Annotated in this window: 10 protein-coding genes; 4 read left to right on the top strand and 6 right to left on the bottom strand. The window is 67.8% G+C overall.

From position 1 onward, the window contains the following. Positions 1-4: 4 nt before the first annotated feature. The 4 genes from narH to AC3WRR_RS25085 all read right to left on the bottom strand — a co-directional run bounded on the left by narH (position 5) and on the right by AC3WRR_RS25085 (position 8,193). Positions 5-1,555, bottom strand: a complete 1,551-nt coding sequence (gene narH / locus AC3WRR_RS25070; protein WP_010810870.1) for a nitrate reductase subunit beta — start codon at positions 1,553-1,555, stop codon at positions 5-7. Next, complete coding sequence (locus AC3WRR_RS25075; RefSeq protein WP_492298411.1) at positions 1,552-5,289, bottom strand: nitrate reductase subunit alpha; 3,738 nt, start codon at positions 5,287-5,289, stop codon at positions 1,552-1,554. The genes narH and AC3WRR_RS25075 overlap by 4 nt, the downstream gene beginning before the upstream one ends. Positions 5,290-5,486: 197 nt before the next feature. Beyond that, entirely contained in the window at positions 5,487-6,872 is a 1,386-nt protein-coding gene (locus AC3WRR_RS25080) for a NarK family nitrate/nitrite MFS transporter (protein ID WP_010810872.1), read from the bottom strand. Positions 6,873-6,912: 40 nt separating this feature from the next. Then, a complete protein-coding gene (locus AC3WRR_RS25085) occupies positions 6,913-8,193 on the bottom strand; it encodes an MFS transporter (protein WP_010810873.1) in 1,281 nt (426 codons plus the stop codon). A 259-nt stretch (positions 8,194-8,452) separates the two neighbouring features. Between AC3WRR_RS25085 and AC3WRR_RS25090 the strand changes: the two genes are divergently transcribed. After that, positions 8,453-9,679 carry an NnrS family protein gene (locus AC3WRR_RS25090; protein ID WP_439669385.1) on the top strand — a complete coding sequence of 409 codons (1,227 nt, stop codon included), beginning with the start codon at positions 8,453-8,455 and terminating at the stop codon, positions 9,677-9,679. 70 nt (positions 9,680-9,749) lie between these two features. Further along, positions 9,750-10,187 carry a DUF1016 N-terminal domain-containing protein gene (locus AC3WRR_RS25095; RefSeq protein ID WP_439669384.1) on the top strand — a complete coding sequence of 146 codons (438 nt, stop codon included), beginning with the start codon at positions 9,750-9,752 and terminating at the stop codon, positions 10,185-10,187. 78 nt (positions 10,188-10,265) lie between these two features. Here AC3WRR_RS25095 and AC3WRR_RS25100 read toward each other — a convergent pair whose 3' ends face one another. Beyond that, positions 10,266-11,504 (bottom strand): MFS transporter, encoded by a 1,239-nt coding sequence (locus tag AC3WRR_RS25100; protein WP_492298413.1) that lies wholly within the window; start codon positions 11,502-11,504, stop codon positions 10,266-10,268. 108 nt (positions 11,505-11,612) lie between these two features. On the opposite strand from AC3WRR_RS25100, the gene AC3WRR_RS25105 reads away from it, so the two are divergent. After that, entirely contained in the window at positions 11,613-12,533 is a 921-nt protein-coding gene (locus AC3WRR_RS25105) for a LysR family transcriptional regulator (RefSeq protein ID WP_492298415.1), read from the top strand. A gap of 11 nt (positions 12,534-12,544) precedes the next feature. Here AC3WRR_RS25105 and AC3WRR_RS25110 read toward each other — a convergent pair whose 3' ends face one another. Next, positions 12,545-13,573, bottom strand: coding sequence for an AraC family transcriptional regulator (locus AC3WRR_RS25110; RefSeq protein ID WP_231881463.1), 1,029 nt, complete (start codon positions 13,571-13,573; stop codon positions 12,545-12,547). A 515-nt stretch (positions 13,574-14,088) separates the two neighbouring features. Here AC3WRR_RS25110 and AC3WRR_RS25115 point away from each other — a divergent pair. Further along, positions 14,089-14,622 (top strand): hypothetical protein, encoded by a 534-nt coding sequence (locus tag AC3WRR_RS25115; RefSeq protein ID WP_010810879.1) that lies wholly within the window; start codon positions 14,089-14,091, stop codon positions 14,620-14,622. The last annotated feature ends 38 nt before the right edge of the window (positions 14,623-14,660 follow it).

Raw genomic sequence — 14,660 nt, forward strand, 5'->3', positions numbered from 1 at the left:
GGCATCAGCTCATCACTGCCTTCTTGCGCGACTTGGGCATGTCGGCGAAGTGGACGCTGCCCTGTGGCTTCTTGCCGAACAGCGAGCCGTCCGAGGCGCCGCCCGAGCAGCCGTTGCCGAAGGTGAAGCCGCAGCTGGCCTTGTCGTTGAAGCTGTCCTCGACCATCTCCTTGTGCGAGGACGGGATCACGAAGCGGTCCTCGTAGTTGGCGATGGCCATGGTCTGGTACATGTCCTCGACCTGCGCGGGCGTCAGGCCCACCTGCTCCAGCACCCCCAGGTCCTGCACGCCGTCCACCACCTGCGAGCGCTTGTAGGCGCGCATCGCCAGCATGCGGTCCAGCGCGGACAGTACCGGCATCACGTCGCCCGCGGTCAGCAGGTTGGCCAGGTACTTCACCGGGATGCGCAGGCTCTTCACGTCCGGGATCACGCCGTTCATGCCCATGTGGCCGGCCTCGGCCGCGGACTGGATCGGCGACAGCGGCGGGACATACCAGACCATCGGCAGGGTGCGGTACTCCGGGTGCAGCGGGAAGGCGATCTTCCACTCGCATGCCATCTTGTAGACCGGCGACTTGCGCGCGGCATCGAGCCAGGTTTGCGGGATGCCCTGGCGCAGCGCCTCGGCCTGCACCGCCGGGTCGTGCGGATCGAGGAAGACGTCGAGCTGCGACTGGTACAGGTCGCGCTCATCGGCCACCGACGCCGCCTGCTCGATGCGGTCGGCGTCGTACAGCATCACGCCGAGGTAGCGGATGCGGCCGACGCAGGTCTCGGAGCAGACCGTGGGCTGGCCGGCCTCGATGCGCGGATAGCAGAACAGGCACTTCTCGGCCTTGCCGCTCTGCCAGTTGAAGTAGATCTTCTTGTACGGGCAGCCCGAGATGCACATGCGCCAGCCGCGGCACTTGTCCTGGTCGACCAGCACGATGCCGTCGTCCTCGCGCTTGTAGATCGAGCCCGACGGGCACGAGGCCACGCAGGCCGGGTTCAGGCAGTGCTCGCACAGGCGCGGCAGGTACATCATGAAGGTGTTCTCGAAGGTCGAGTACATCTCCTTCTGCACGTCGTCGAAGAGCTTGTCGCGACCGCGCGAGCTGAACTCGCCGCCGAGGTCGTCTTCCCAGTTCGGGCCCCACTCGATCTTCTCCATCTTGCGGCCCGTCAGCACCGAGACCGGGCGCGCGGTGGGCGGGGTCTGCACCAGCGGCGCCTTCTGCAGGTGCTCGTAGTCGTAGGTGAAGGGCTCGTAGTACTCGTCGATCTGCGGCAGGTTGGGGTTGGCGAACAGGTTCGCCAGGATCTTCAGCTTGCCGCCCTGGCGCGGCTCCAGCGTGCCGTCGGCGTTGCGCTTCCAGCCACCCTGCCACTTGTCCTGGTTCTCCCATTCCTTGGGGTAGCCGATGCCGGGCTTGGTCTCGACGTTGTTGAACCACGCGTACTCGACACCGTCGCGGCTGGTCCAGACGTTCTTGCAGGTCACGGAGCAGGTATGGCAGCCGATGCACTTGTCGAGGTTCAGCACCATGGCCACCTGGGCACGGATCTTCATTGCGAGGCTCCTTCCTTAGTCTTTTCCACGAGCGGCCCTTCCAGCCAGTCGACCCTCTTCATCTTGCGCAGGATCACGAACTCGTCGCGGTTGCTGCCCACGGTGCCGTAGTAGTTGAAGCCGTAGGCCAGCTGCGCGTAGCCGCCGATCATGTGAGTGGGCTTGGTCACGGCGCGCGTGACCGAGTTATGGATGCCGCCGCGCATGCCGCTGGTCTCGGCGCCGGGCACGTTCACGATTTTTTCCTGGGCGTGGTACATCAGACACATGCCCTTGGGCACGCGCTGCGACACCACCACGCGGGCGGTCAGCGTGCCGTTGACGTTGAACACTTCCACCCAATCGTTGTCGCGGATGCCGTTTGCCTTGGCCTCGGTTTCCGAGATCCACACGTGCGGGCCGCCGCGCGACAGCGTCAGCATGCGCAGGTTGTCCGAGTAGGTGGAGTGGATGCCCCACTTCTGGTGCGGCGTGATCCAGTTCAGCACCAGCTCCGGGTTGCCGTTGGGCTTCTTGCCCAGCATCGGCGCCACCGTCTTGGTGTCGATGGCCGGCTTGTACACGCACGCGCCTTCGCCGAAGTCCAGCATCCAGCGGTGGTCCTGCCAGAACTGCTGGCGGCCGGTCAGCGTGCGCCAGGGGATCAGCTCGTGCACGTTGGTGTAGCCGGCGTTGTAGCTGACCTCTTCCGATTCCAGGCCCGACCAGGTCGGCGCGGAGATGATCTTGCGCGGCTGCGCCTGCACGTCGCGGAAGCGGATCTTGTCGTGCTCGCGGCCTTCGGCCAGGTGGGTGTGGTCGCGGCCGGTGATCTTCGACAGCGCCTCCCATGCCTTGACGGCGACATGGCCGTTGGTCTCGGGCGCGAAGGTCAGGATCATCTCGGCGGCATCGATCGCGCTCTCCAGCCGCGGGCGGCCCTGGCTGACGCCGGGCTCCTTGACGGTGTGGCTGAGCTGGCCGATCTCCTTGACTTCATGCTGGGTGTTCCAGTTGATGCCCTTGCCGCCATTGCCGAGCTTGTCCAGCAGCGGCCCGATCGAGGTGAATTTCTTGTAGATGTCGGCGTAGTTGCGTTCGACCACGGTCATCGACGGCGCGGTCTTGCCGGGGACCAGATCGCACTCGCCGGCCTTCCAGTCCTTCGGTTCGAACGGCTGGCCGAGTTCGCCCGGGGTGTCGTGCAGCAGCGGCGTGCACACCAGGTCCTTGCGCGTGCCGAGATAGGGCCCGGCGATCTCGCTGAATTTCTTCGCGATGGCCTTGTAGATCTCCCAGTCGGTCTTGCTTTCCCACAGCGGCTGCACGGCTTCGGACAGCGGGTGGATGAACGGGTGCATGTCGGAGGTGTTGAGGTCGTTTTTCTCGTACCAGGTGGCGGTGGGCAGCACGATGTCGCCGTACAGGCAGGTGGTGCTCATGCGGAAATCCAGCACGGTCAGCAGGTCCAGCTTGCCTTCGGCGGCCGGGCGCACGTTGACTTCGCTTGGCTTGATCGCGTCGTTCTCGTCGCCGAACACGGCGTTCTGCGTGCCCAGCAGGTACTTCAGGAAGTACTCATGCCCCTTGCCCGAGCTGCCCAGGATGTTGGAGCGCCACACGAACATATTGCGCGGGAAGTTGGCCGGGTTGTCGGGATCGTCGCAGGCGAACTGCAGCTTGCCGGACTTCAGTTGCTCGACCGTGTAGGCGACCGGGTCCTGTCCGGCGCGCTCGGCCGCATCGACCACGTCGAGCGGATTGGTGCCCAGTTGCGGGGCCGACGGCAGCCAGCCCATCCGTTCGGACTTCGCGTTCAGGTCCAGCAGCGACAGGCCGTCATAGCGCTTGCGGTCGGCAGTCGGCGACAGGATCTCGTCGACGGCCAGCTTCTCGTGGCGCCACTGGCTGGTGTGGTTGTAGAAGAACGAAGTACCGTTCATCTGGCGCGGCGGGCGCGACCAGTCCAGGCCGAAGGCGAGCGGGGCCCAGCCGAACTGCGGGCGCAGCTTTTCCTGGCCGACGTAGTGGGCCCAGCCGCCGCCGCTCTTGCCGATGCAGCCGCACATCATCAGCAGGTTGATGATGCCGCGGTAGATCATGTCGTTGTGGTACCAGTGGTTGAGCGCGGCACCAACGATGACCATGCTCTTGCCTTGCGTGCGGTCGGCGTTGTCGGCGAATTCGCGCCCAACCTGCGTCACCAGGCGGGCCGGGACGGAGGTGTGCTTTTCCTGCCAGGCGGGGGTGTAGGGCACGTCATCGTCGTACGAGGCGGCGACGTTCGGCCCGCCGAGTCCCTGATCCACGCCGTAGTTGGCCATCTGCAGGTCATACACGGTCGCCACCAGCGCAGTGCTGCCATCGGCCAGCGTCAGCCGGCGTGCCGGCACGCGGCGGCGCAGCAGTTCATCGTGTTCGCCGCCGAAGTAGGGGAAGCCCACTTCCACCACCTCGTCTTCCTTGCCGAGCAGCGACAGGCGCGGCTCGACCGGGCGGCCGCTGCCGCCGTCCTTCATCTCCAGGTTCCAGCGGCCGACCTTCTCGCCGCCGTTGTGGGCGCCTTCGCCCCAGCGGAAGCCGATCGAGCCGTTGGGCGCGACGATCTCGCCGGTGGCGTCGTCGACCAGCAGGGTCTTCCACTCGGGATGGTTGGCTTCGCCGAGGTTATCGGCCAGGTGCGAGGCGCGCAGGAAGTGGTCGGGCACCAGCGTGCCCTGGTTGTCACGCAGCAGCACCAGCATCGGCATGTCGGTGTACTGCTTCACGTAATCGCGGAAGTAGGCGGACTTGCCGCTGGCGTGGAATTCCTTCAGCACGACGTGGCCCATGGCCATCGCCAGTGCGGCGTCGGTGCCTTGCTTCGGCGCCAGCCAGATGTCGCCGAACTTGACCATCTCGCCGAAGTCGGATGACACCGCCACGGTCTTGGTGCCCTTGTAGCGGACCTCGGTGTAGAAGTGCGCGTCGGGCGTGCGGGTCTGCGGCACGTTCGAGCCCCACACCATCAGGTAGGTGGAGTTGTACCAGTCGGCCGATTCCGGCACGTCGGTCTGCTCCCCCCACACTTGCGGGCTGGCCGGCGGCAGGTCGCAGTACCAGTCGTAGAACGACAGGCAGGCGCCGCCGAGCAGGCTCAGGTAGCGTGCGCCGGCGGCATACGACACCATCGACATGGCCGGGATCGGCGAGAAGCCGATCACGCGGTCCGGGCCGAATTTCTTCACGGTAAAGGCGTTGGCCGCGGCGATGATCTCGGTGGCGGTGTTCCAGTCGGCGCGCACGAAGCCGCCCTGGCCGCGCACGCTCTTGTAGCGCGCGGCCTTCTTCGGATCCTGGCTGATCGATTCCCACGCGGCGATCGGGTCCATGGTCTTGCGGGCCTCGCGCCACATCTCCATCAGGCGGCTGCGGATCATCGGGTACTTGACGCGCTGCGCGGAGTAGACGTACCAGCTGTACGAGGCCCCGCGCGGGCAGCCGCGCGGCTCATGGTTGGGCAGGTCCGGGCGCGTGCGCGGGTAGTCGGTCTGCTGGGTTTCCCACGTGATCAGGCCATTCTTCACGTAGACCTTCCACGAGCAGGAGCCGGTGCAGTTCACGCCGTGGGTCGAGCGCACGATCTTGTCGTGCTGCCAGCGGCTGCGATAGCCGTCTTCCCACTTGCGGTCTTCGTTCACCACCGCGCCGTGGCCATCCGCATAGGTGGACTTGACGCGCGACATGAACTTCAGTCGATCCAGGAAATGACTCATTGCTTTGTTCTCCGCGAGTGCTTTGCTGCGGGCGCTCCGGTGGTTTCAGGAGCTTTGCAGGGACACTCTCAGCTTATGGGGGAGGCGGGCGGCAGCCAATTCGCTGGTGGAACAGCCGCCGCATGGCGATCGGGCTAGGCGCCGGGCACGGGACTAGTTCGGAAGAACTAGCCCGGCCGGCGGGACTGGTGACAGGGTCAGCAGGGCATGGGCGCGTTGCGGCGCGCGTAGTGCCACCACGTCACCAGCACGCAGCTGAGGTAGAAGGCGATAAAGCAATACAGCGCGGCGTCGGCGGCGCCGGTCAACTCCAGCGAGGTGCCGAAGCTCTTGGGGATAAAGAAGCCGCCGTAGGCGCCGATCGCACCGGAGAAGCCCAGCACCGCGGCGGATTCCTTGCCGGCGTCCTGCAATGCCTGCTTCTGTGCCGCGTCGCCCTTGCCCGCGGCAGCGCGCTGGCGCTCGGTCAGGAAGATCACCGGAATCATGCGGAAGGTCGAACCGTTGCCGATGCCGGTCAGCGCGAACAACGCGATAAAGGCGGCCAGGAAGAATGTGAAGTTGCCGCCGGCGCCGTCATGCGGCAGCGCCGCCAGCACCGCGAACACCGCGGCGATCATGCCGACGAAGGTCCACAGCGTGACCCGCGCGCCGCCCAGCTTGTCGGAGATCCAGCCACCCACGGGACGCGTCAGCGCGCCTACCAGCGGCCCCAGGAAGGCATAAGCGGTGGGATTGACGCCGGGGAACTGCGACTTGGTCAGCAGCGCCAGCCCCGCCGAGAAGCCGATGAACGAACCGAAGGTGCCCACGTACAGCCAGCACATCAGCCAGTTGTGCTTGCGCTTGAAGATCACCGCCTGCTCGGCAAACGATGCCTTGGCATCCGCGATGTCATGCATGCCGAACCACGCCGCCAGTGCCGACACGATGATGAACGGCACCCAGACAAAGCCCGCGTTCTGCAGCCACAGGTCATGCGTGGCGCCGTTGGCCGTGTACTGCTGCGGCTCGCCGCCGAGCGCGCCGAACACTGCGATCGACACCACCAGCGGCGTGACGAACTGCACCACCGACACGCCGAGGTTGCCGATGCCCGCGTTCAGCCCGGTGGCCAGCCCCTTCTTCGCCTTGGGGAAGAAGAAGCTGATATTGGCCATTGAGGAGCTGAAGTTGGCGCCGCCCAGCCCGCACAGCAGCGCCAGCACCAGCAACGTCGGATAGCCGGTGGACGGGTCGCGCAGCGCGAAGCCCATGCCCAGCGCCGGGATCAGCAGCAGTGCGGTGGAGATCGCGGTGAAGCGCCGCCCGCCGAACACCGGCACCAGGAACGAATAGAAGATGCGCAGCGTGGCGCCGGACAGCGCCGGCAGCGCGGTCAGCCAGAACAGCTGGTTCTTGGTGAACTGGAAGCCGGCGCGGTCGAGGTTGACCGCGACCACGCTCCACAGCATCCAGACCACGAAGGCCAGCATCAGCGCCGGGATCGAGATCCACAGGTTGCGGTAGGCGATGCGCTCGCCCTGGCTTTTCCAGAAGACCTTATTCTCGGGCTCCCAGCGGGTCAGTACGGAAGAGGACATGACAGTGTGCCTTGGTTGTTGTGCGTAACGGGGCCGTCGCTCAGGCGGCCTGCGTGAGGCCGACGGCCTGTGCCTTGCGCTGGCGTTCAGCGCGCTGGCTGTAGTGCATCCACACCAGGCTCACGCACACGGTGCCGTACATCAGCATGAAGCAGCTGCTGCGCACGCCGGTCAGGTCGGCCAGCATGCCGAACAGCACCGGCAGCACGAAGCCGCCCAGCCCGCCAGCCAGGCCGACCACACCGGAAACCGCGCCGATGTTGTGCGTGAAGTCGTTGGAGATGAACTTGAATACCGAGGCCTTGCCGATGGCAAAGGCGATGCCGACCACGAACAGCAGGAAGGTGAAGACCGTGGGCGTCAGCGCGATGCGAAAACCCTGCGGGCCGCTGGTGGTCTGGACGATGAAATCGGTCTGCGGGTAGCTCAGCAGGAAGAAGCCGACCCAGCTCACCCACATCACCCACCAGGTGGTGCGGTGCGCGCCGTAGCGGTCGGAGATCCAGCCGCCGATGGCGCGCAGCACGCCGCCGGGCAGCGAGAAGCACGCGGCCAGGAAGGCGGCGGTCTTGATGTCGAAGCCGTATTCGCCGATGTAGTACTTGGTCATCCACAGCGACAGGCCGACATAGCCGCCGAACACCACCGAGTAGTACTGCGAGTAGCGCCACACGCGCGGGTCGCGCATCACGGCGAGCTGCTCGCGCCAGCCGACGCTGGACTTGACCAGGTGCGCCGGGTTGCTGCGCGAGAACACCCAGAACAGCAGCGCTGTGACCAGCATCGCCACCGAATACACGCGCGGCACCACGGTCCAGGTGCCGGCGGCCAGGATCATCGCCGGCGCGACGAACTTGGTCAGCGCCGCGCCCGAGTTGCCGGCGCCGAAGATGCCCATCGCCAGCCCCTGGCGCGAGCGCGGGAACCAGCGCGCCACATACGGCGTGCCGACCGAGAACGAGCCGCCCGCCAGGCCGACGAACAAGCCCAGCACCAGCAGCTGCCACAGCGTGTGCGCATACGAGATCAGCCAGATCGGGATCACGGTGGCCAGCATCAGCACGAAGAAGACGATGCGCCCGCCGTAGCGGTCGGTCCAGATGCCCAGCGGCACCCGGATCAGCGAGCCGCTGAGGACGGGCGTGGCGGCCAGCAGGCCGAATTCAGTGTCGCTCAGGCCAAGCTCCTGCTTGAGCGGGATGCCGAGGACCGCGAACAGCATCCAGACGGCAAAGCAGATGGTGAAGGCGAAAGTGCTGGACGCCAGCGTGATTGCGGCGCCGGGCGCAATGGGCTCCGGCGCGCGTGGGTGGGTGGCCATGGCCATGCTCCTGTGTCAACTTTGGCGGGGGTGATGCCAGAGTAGGGGCCGCCACTGGTGCTGCCTATTCGCCGGCCGTACAGCGCACGCGGGCGCGCAGCCTGCCTTTGGAGGTAGTTCTACCGGCGGAGGTCGCCGGCGCGGCGGCGGTGCTATCGTGCAGTCAGCGTGAATGGCATCCGTTTGCGCACCTGCGGCAGACCGTGCGCCGGATCAAGAAGCCGGCGCGCGCCGCACCACCCGATTCCCGTAGCCAGCCATGGACACCATTCCCATTCTTCCCGTGCGGCGCTCGCCACCGCCTGGCAAGGCGCCCGCCGGACCGCCGCCGCGCGGCTTTGCCTTGTTTGCACTGGGCTTCCGGCCGTTCTACCTGGGCGGGGCGGTGTTCGCCGCGCTGGCCATCGCGGCGTGGTCGGCGATGCTGGCGGGCGCCGCCGCAGTCGGCCCGGCGCCGGTGATGCCGGCGATGTTCTGGCACGCGCACGAGATGGTGTTCGGCTTTGCCGCGGCCATCGTGGTGGGCTTCCTGTTCACCGCGGGGCGGGCCTGGACCGGCCAGCCGACGCCCACTGGCGCCGCGCTTGCCGCGCTGTTCCTGCTGTGGCTGGCCGGGCGCGTGGGCATGTGGGTGGCGCCGGGAACGGCGGCCTTCGTGATCGAGGGCGCGTTCCTGCCGCTGGCCGCGCTGGCCTTCACGCGCACGCTGGCCCGCGCCGGCAACCGCCGCAACTATCCGCTGGCCCTGGCGCTGTGGCTGCTGGGCGCGGCCGATGTCGCCAGCCTGTGGCTGCAGGCGCGCGGCCATGACGCCGGTGCGATGCTGGCCTGCCGCGCGGGCGTGGCGCTGGTCACGCTGTTCGTGGTGGTGATCGGCGGGCGCGTCATCCCGATGTTCACGACCAACGCGATCCCGGGGTTCCGCCTGCGGCAATACCGGCAGGTGGAGCGCATGGTGGTGCCGGCCGCGGTGCTGGGACTGGCTGCGGGGGTGCTGCCCTTGCCGGTCTGGCTGGCGGCGGCGCTGTCATTGCTGGCCGCGGCGGTGCTGGCCGTGCGCGTGGCTGGCTGGCGCAGCCATGCGGTAGGCAACCGGCCGATCCTGTGGGTGCTGCACCTGGCCTATGCGTGGCTGCCGGTGGCGCTGCTGCTGCAGGCGCTGGGTGCGCTGGGGCTGGTGATGGCGGGGCTGGCGACGCATGCCTTCACTGTCGGCGTGCTTGGCGTGGCGATCATCGCCATGATCACGCGCACCGCACTGGGTCACACCGGCCGCATGCTGGTGGCCGGCCGCGCGGAAACCGCGGCGTACTGGCTGGTGGCCACGGCGGCGGTGTTGCGGGTGTTCGGGCCGATGGCCTGGCCGGGTGGCTACCTGCACTGGGTGTGGGGAGCCGGGGCGTGCTGGGTGACCGGGTTCGGCCTCTATGCGCTGGCGTATGCGCCGCGCCTGATTCGGCGGCGGGTCGATGGCAAGCCTGGCTGAGTGAGTGGAGTAGTCTGATTTCTGCGTCTTGCCCTACAGGCCGCTGTGGCGCCATGAAAGAATGGCCGCCATGTCGAAACGTCTCGCATCGCAGCGCAATGCCATGCCCGGCGCTGCCGAATATGCCGCTTGGCTGGGCCGTCTCAAGGAAGAAGTCCACCGTACTCGCCTTGCCGCGTCGCTTTCAGTAAACCGCGAACTGATCCTGCTCTACTGGAGGCTTGGGCGTTCGATTCTCCCGCAGCAGACAGCAGCAGGCTGGGGGACAAAGGTGATCGACAGGCTTGCGGGCGATTTGCGTCAATCGTTCCCCGAGATGGCTGGTTTTTCATCGCGAAGCCTGAAATACATGCGGACGTTCGCTGCAGCTTGGCCAGACGAGGCAATAGTGCAACAGGTTGTTGCACTATTGCCTCGACTACATTGTGCGAATGACGGAAACGCTGCCCGAAGATTTGCACGGGGCGCTGCCAACGTTAGAACAGCTGGAATCCTCGCCGGAGGATGAATGAGCATTACCGCGCGGGCGCCAACCAACGGGCCGATGACATGACGCTGCGACTTGTGGTCTAAGTTCCGCGAAACGTCAAATCGATTCCGGAATCGGCGCTACTTTCGCTGACCCCAGTTCCAGCCGCACACTGAATAGCGCCACCCCCAGCGCAGCCATCGGCGCCAGTGCCGCAACCCACGGCAATGCCGTCAGACCCGGTCCGTGATCGACCACCACGCCGCCCATCCACGCACCCAGGCCGTTGCCCAGGTTGAATGCCGCGATATTGAAGCTCGATGCCAGGTTCTGTCCCGCGCCCTGGGCGTGGCGCAGCACGCGCAGCTGCAGCGGCGAGACCGTGGCAAAGGCCGCGATGCCCAGGATGCCGACGAAGGCCACCACCAGCACCTGGCTGTGGATGGCCAGCGTCATCGCCGCCAGCACCAGCGTCAGCGTGGTCAGCGTGGCCAGCACCGCGCGCGTCGGGGTGCGGTCGGCAAAGCGGCCGCCGAGCACGTTGCCAAGGATCATGCCGGCGCCGAACAGCAGCAGGATCGGTGACACCGCCGCCTCGCCAAAGCCGGACACGCGCGTCAGCAGCGGCTGCACGTAGGTGATCACGGCAAAGATGCCCATCGACTGCAGCACCGTCATCAACAGGCCCAGCAGCACCTGCGGGCGGCCGATGGTGGCCAGTTCGTCGCGCAGGGCCACGGGGGCGCCGTGGTCCTGGCTCTTCTGCACCAGCAGCGCGATCACCGCCAGCGACAGCAGCCCGATCACGGTCATCGCCCAGAAGGTCGAGCGCCAGCCCAGGTGCAGGCCCAGCCAGGCGCCGGCGGGCATGCCCAGCAGCGTGGCCAGCGTCAGGCCGGAGAACATCACCGAGATCGCGGAGGCGCGGCGGTCCTCCGGCACCAGCCCGGTGGCCACCACCGCGCCGACGCCGAAGAAGGTGCCATGCGTGAGCGAGGTCAGCACGCGCGCGATCATCAGCGTGGTGTAGTCGGGCGCCAGCGCGCAGGCGGCATTGCCGACGGTGTAGATCACCATCAGCGCCAGCAGCACGGCCTTGCGCGGCATGCGCCGCGTCAGCAGGGTCAGCACCGGCGCGCCGGCGAAGACGCCCAGCGCGTAGCCGGACACCAGCATGCCGGCGGCGGCGATGGTCACCCGCAGGTCGGCGGCAACCTGAAGCAGCAGGCCCATGATCACGAATTCGGCGCAGCCGATGCCGAAGGAACCGGCGGTGAGCGCGTAGAGCGCAACCGGCAGCCGGCCGCGGGCGGATGCAGCGCCGGGTGTGGAGTTGGTGGAGACTGGGGGGGCCATGTTCGGGGGATGCGTCGGCAAAAGGAAGGAAGCCCGCAGTCTGTGCCTTTCCGTCTTCAGTAAAAACCGGCATGATCCATAATCAGTTTCAATGGAATCTTGAAAATCATGGACCGGATCGGCGATATCGGCCTGTTCCTGCGCGTGCTCGACCTGGGTTCGATCAGCGCCGCGGCACGCAGCCTGGACCTGTCGGTGGCGGTGGCCAGCCAGCGGCTGCAGCGGCTGGAGCGTGAACTGGGCGTGCGCCTGCTGCATCGCACCACGCGGCGGCTGCACGCCACCCCGGAAGGCGTGGTGCTGGCCGAGCAGGGGCGTGCGCTGGTGGACGACCTGGAAGCGCTGGGCACCTCGTTGCGGCAGGCCGGCACCGGGGTATCGGGCACGCTGCGGGTGACCACGTCGTCCTCGTTCGGGCGGCTCTATATCTCGCCGCTGTTGCCGGAATTCCTGGCGCTGCATCCCGGCCTGACGCTCAGCGTTAACCTGACCGACAACGTGCTGGACCTGGTCAGCGCGGGTTTCGACCTGGCCATCCGCATCGGTGCGCTGGACGATTCGACGCTGGTCGCGCGGCGGCTGGCCAATAACCGGCGGCTGCTGTGTGCCGCGCCGGCCTACCTGCGCCGGCGCGGCACGCCGCGCACCCCGCAGGACCTGGCGCGGCACGATTGCCTGGTGCTGGTGGGCAGCCAGGGCCGGCAGGATGTCTGGCGCCTGGGCGATGGCGCCGGCGGGGAGATTGCCGTGCGCGTGCGCGGCCGGATCGAGGCCAATACCGGCGAGCTGTTGTCCGATGCGGCGCTGGCGGGCTTTGGCATCGCCCTGCATTCCACCTGGCATGTCTGCGCCGACCTGCGCGCCGGGCGGCTGGTGCAGGTGCTGCCCGATTACCCGCTCGCCGACACCGGCATCTACGCCGTGATGCCGCAGCGGCGGCTGGTGCCCCCGCGCGTGCGCGCCTTTGTCGATTTCCTGGCCGGGTGCTTCGGCGACACCCCGCCGTGGGAGCAACCCCACGGCGGGTGAGCCGGCCTGCCCTACGCGGGTGGAGGCGCCGCCGCGCGCCGGTAGTCGCCCGGGGTCATGCCGGTCCAGCGGCGGAAGGCGCGGAAGAACGAGTTGGCATCGTCAAAGCCGAGCCGGAACGCGATTTCTCCGAGCGACATCGCGCCTCCGGCCAGGTAGCCGCCAGCCAGCTCGCGGCGCGCCTCTTCACACAGCGTGCGGAAACTCGTGCCCGCCGCCATCAGCCGGCGCTGCAGCGTGCGCTCGCTGATGTCCAGGTGGCGTGCCACCGCGGCCAGGCTGAGGGCGCGGTCGCCGGCCAGCGCCTGCAGGGCCGCGCGCACGTCGTCCAGCGACGCGGACGCCGGCCGCGCTTCGCGCGCGGCATGGCCCGCGCCCGCGCCGGCCGGTCCGCTGCGCACGCGGGCAGCCAGGCGCAAGGCCAGGTCGCGGCGGCCGAACACGATGGCGTCTTCGGGCTCGCCAAAGCGCACCGGGCAGTCGAATGCCTCGGTATAGCGCAGGTGCCAGTCCGGCTGGCCGATGCGCAGCGACACCCGCAGCGGATGCAGCGGCTTGCGCGTGAACTGGCGCCCGAAGGCCAGCAGCGAGCACAGCTCCATGTCGATGCGCGGTCGGGTGTCGGGCGCCTCGGGATCGCTCGGGCGGATACAGACCCAGGCTTCGTCGCCCTGGCGGCGCAGTTCGATGCGGTCGCCGGCGAGCAGCTTCTGGTAGCGCGCGATGCGCCGCAGCGCGGTGCCCAGCGACGGCCCGGCCATGGCCGTCAGGCCCGCCAGCCCGAGCAGGTCGGTCTGCATCCGGCTGCCCAGCCACAGGCCGATGGTTGGATCGCCGGTGGCACGGTAGACCGCGCAGAGCACGTGGCAGGCCTGTTGCGGGCCGGCCGCCGGCATGGCGGGCCTGAGGTCGCTGGGGTCGGAGTCGGTATCGGATTCCGGGGCAGGCGCGAGTCCCGATACGTCGTAGCCGCCGTCACGCAGTGCGTGCAGCAGGTCACGAGGCAACGGCCCGGCCTGGATAGGCTCTTGTTGTGTCATTGTCATTATCTGGCTGGCAAGTTGGCGCAAGTGCGCCAGTGCAGCCCCCGGTAACACTGAGATTACGCGGTGCCGGTGCCCCCTTCAAGGGAGTGCGGGGGGATGAAGTGTGGCCTGGGCAGCGCAACGGCGTGCTGGCGGCGGGGGTGCCGCACCGTTGCCGGGTTCCGGGGCGCCTGCAACCCGTTGCCTAAAATTTGGGCGCTCCGGTGGGTTGCCGCACAGACCGGGGCTTTCGGGGAATGTAGGGCCAGGATATCCACAGATTCTGTGGATATCACACGCAGGTTTTCAACATGGGTTTATGCGGCTGCCGCCAAGCGCCGGATGCAGGTATGCTGGTTGGTTTGAGGGCGCGGCGTGTTGCCTGGCCGCGCCGTCATCGTGTGGCATCCCTGTCGGATTTGCCGCCATCGTGCCGCCAACGTCCGCTGTTGGCCTAATCGTTCTACCTGCCCGCCGCCATGCGCCATGACCGGTCGTCCGCAGTCCTGCCTCGTCTTGCCTTGTTGCCGATGCTTGCCGCCGCCGTGGCGCTGTCCGGCTGCGTGGCGCAATACCGGGTGCCTGCCGGCGCCCCGGCCGCCAGCGTGCGGCTGCTGACCAGCACCGACGACAACACTTCGTTCACCGTGGTCGATCCGGCCAAATGCCCGGTGCCCGCGCGGCCGCTGGTGCTGGCGGGAACCGGCAGGCAGTTGTCTGCGATGGGACGGGACCGGAGCCTGGACATGGCCGGGCGCTCGCCCGAGCCGCCGGCGCGCACGCGCGAGCGGCTGGTGGAGGCGGGCCGGCGCATCTACGTGGCGGTGACCTCGGCCGCGGCGCCGCCGCTGCCCGAGCTGCGTTGCGCGGCGGGCGTGTCATTCGTGCCGGTTGCCGGCGGCCAGTATGAGATCCGCTACCAGCGGGACGAAACCGCGAGCCAGTGCTCGGCGCAGGTATTGCGCATGCAGCCGCTGGCCGGTGGCGGCGCGCGCCTGACGGCGGAGCCGACCCAGCAGGGCTTCAGGGCGCTGCGCAAGGAGTATGTCTGCCAGGCGCAGTGACGCGCCCGGCAGGCCGATGGCACCATCGATTGAAGCGG

The organism is Cupriavidus sp. FW305-3-2-15-C-LB2 (assembly GCF_058787575.1).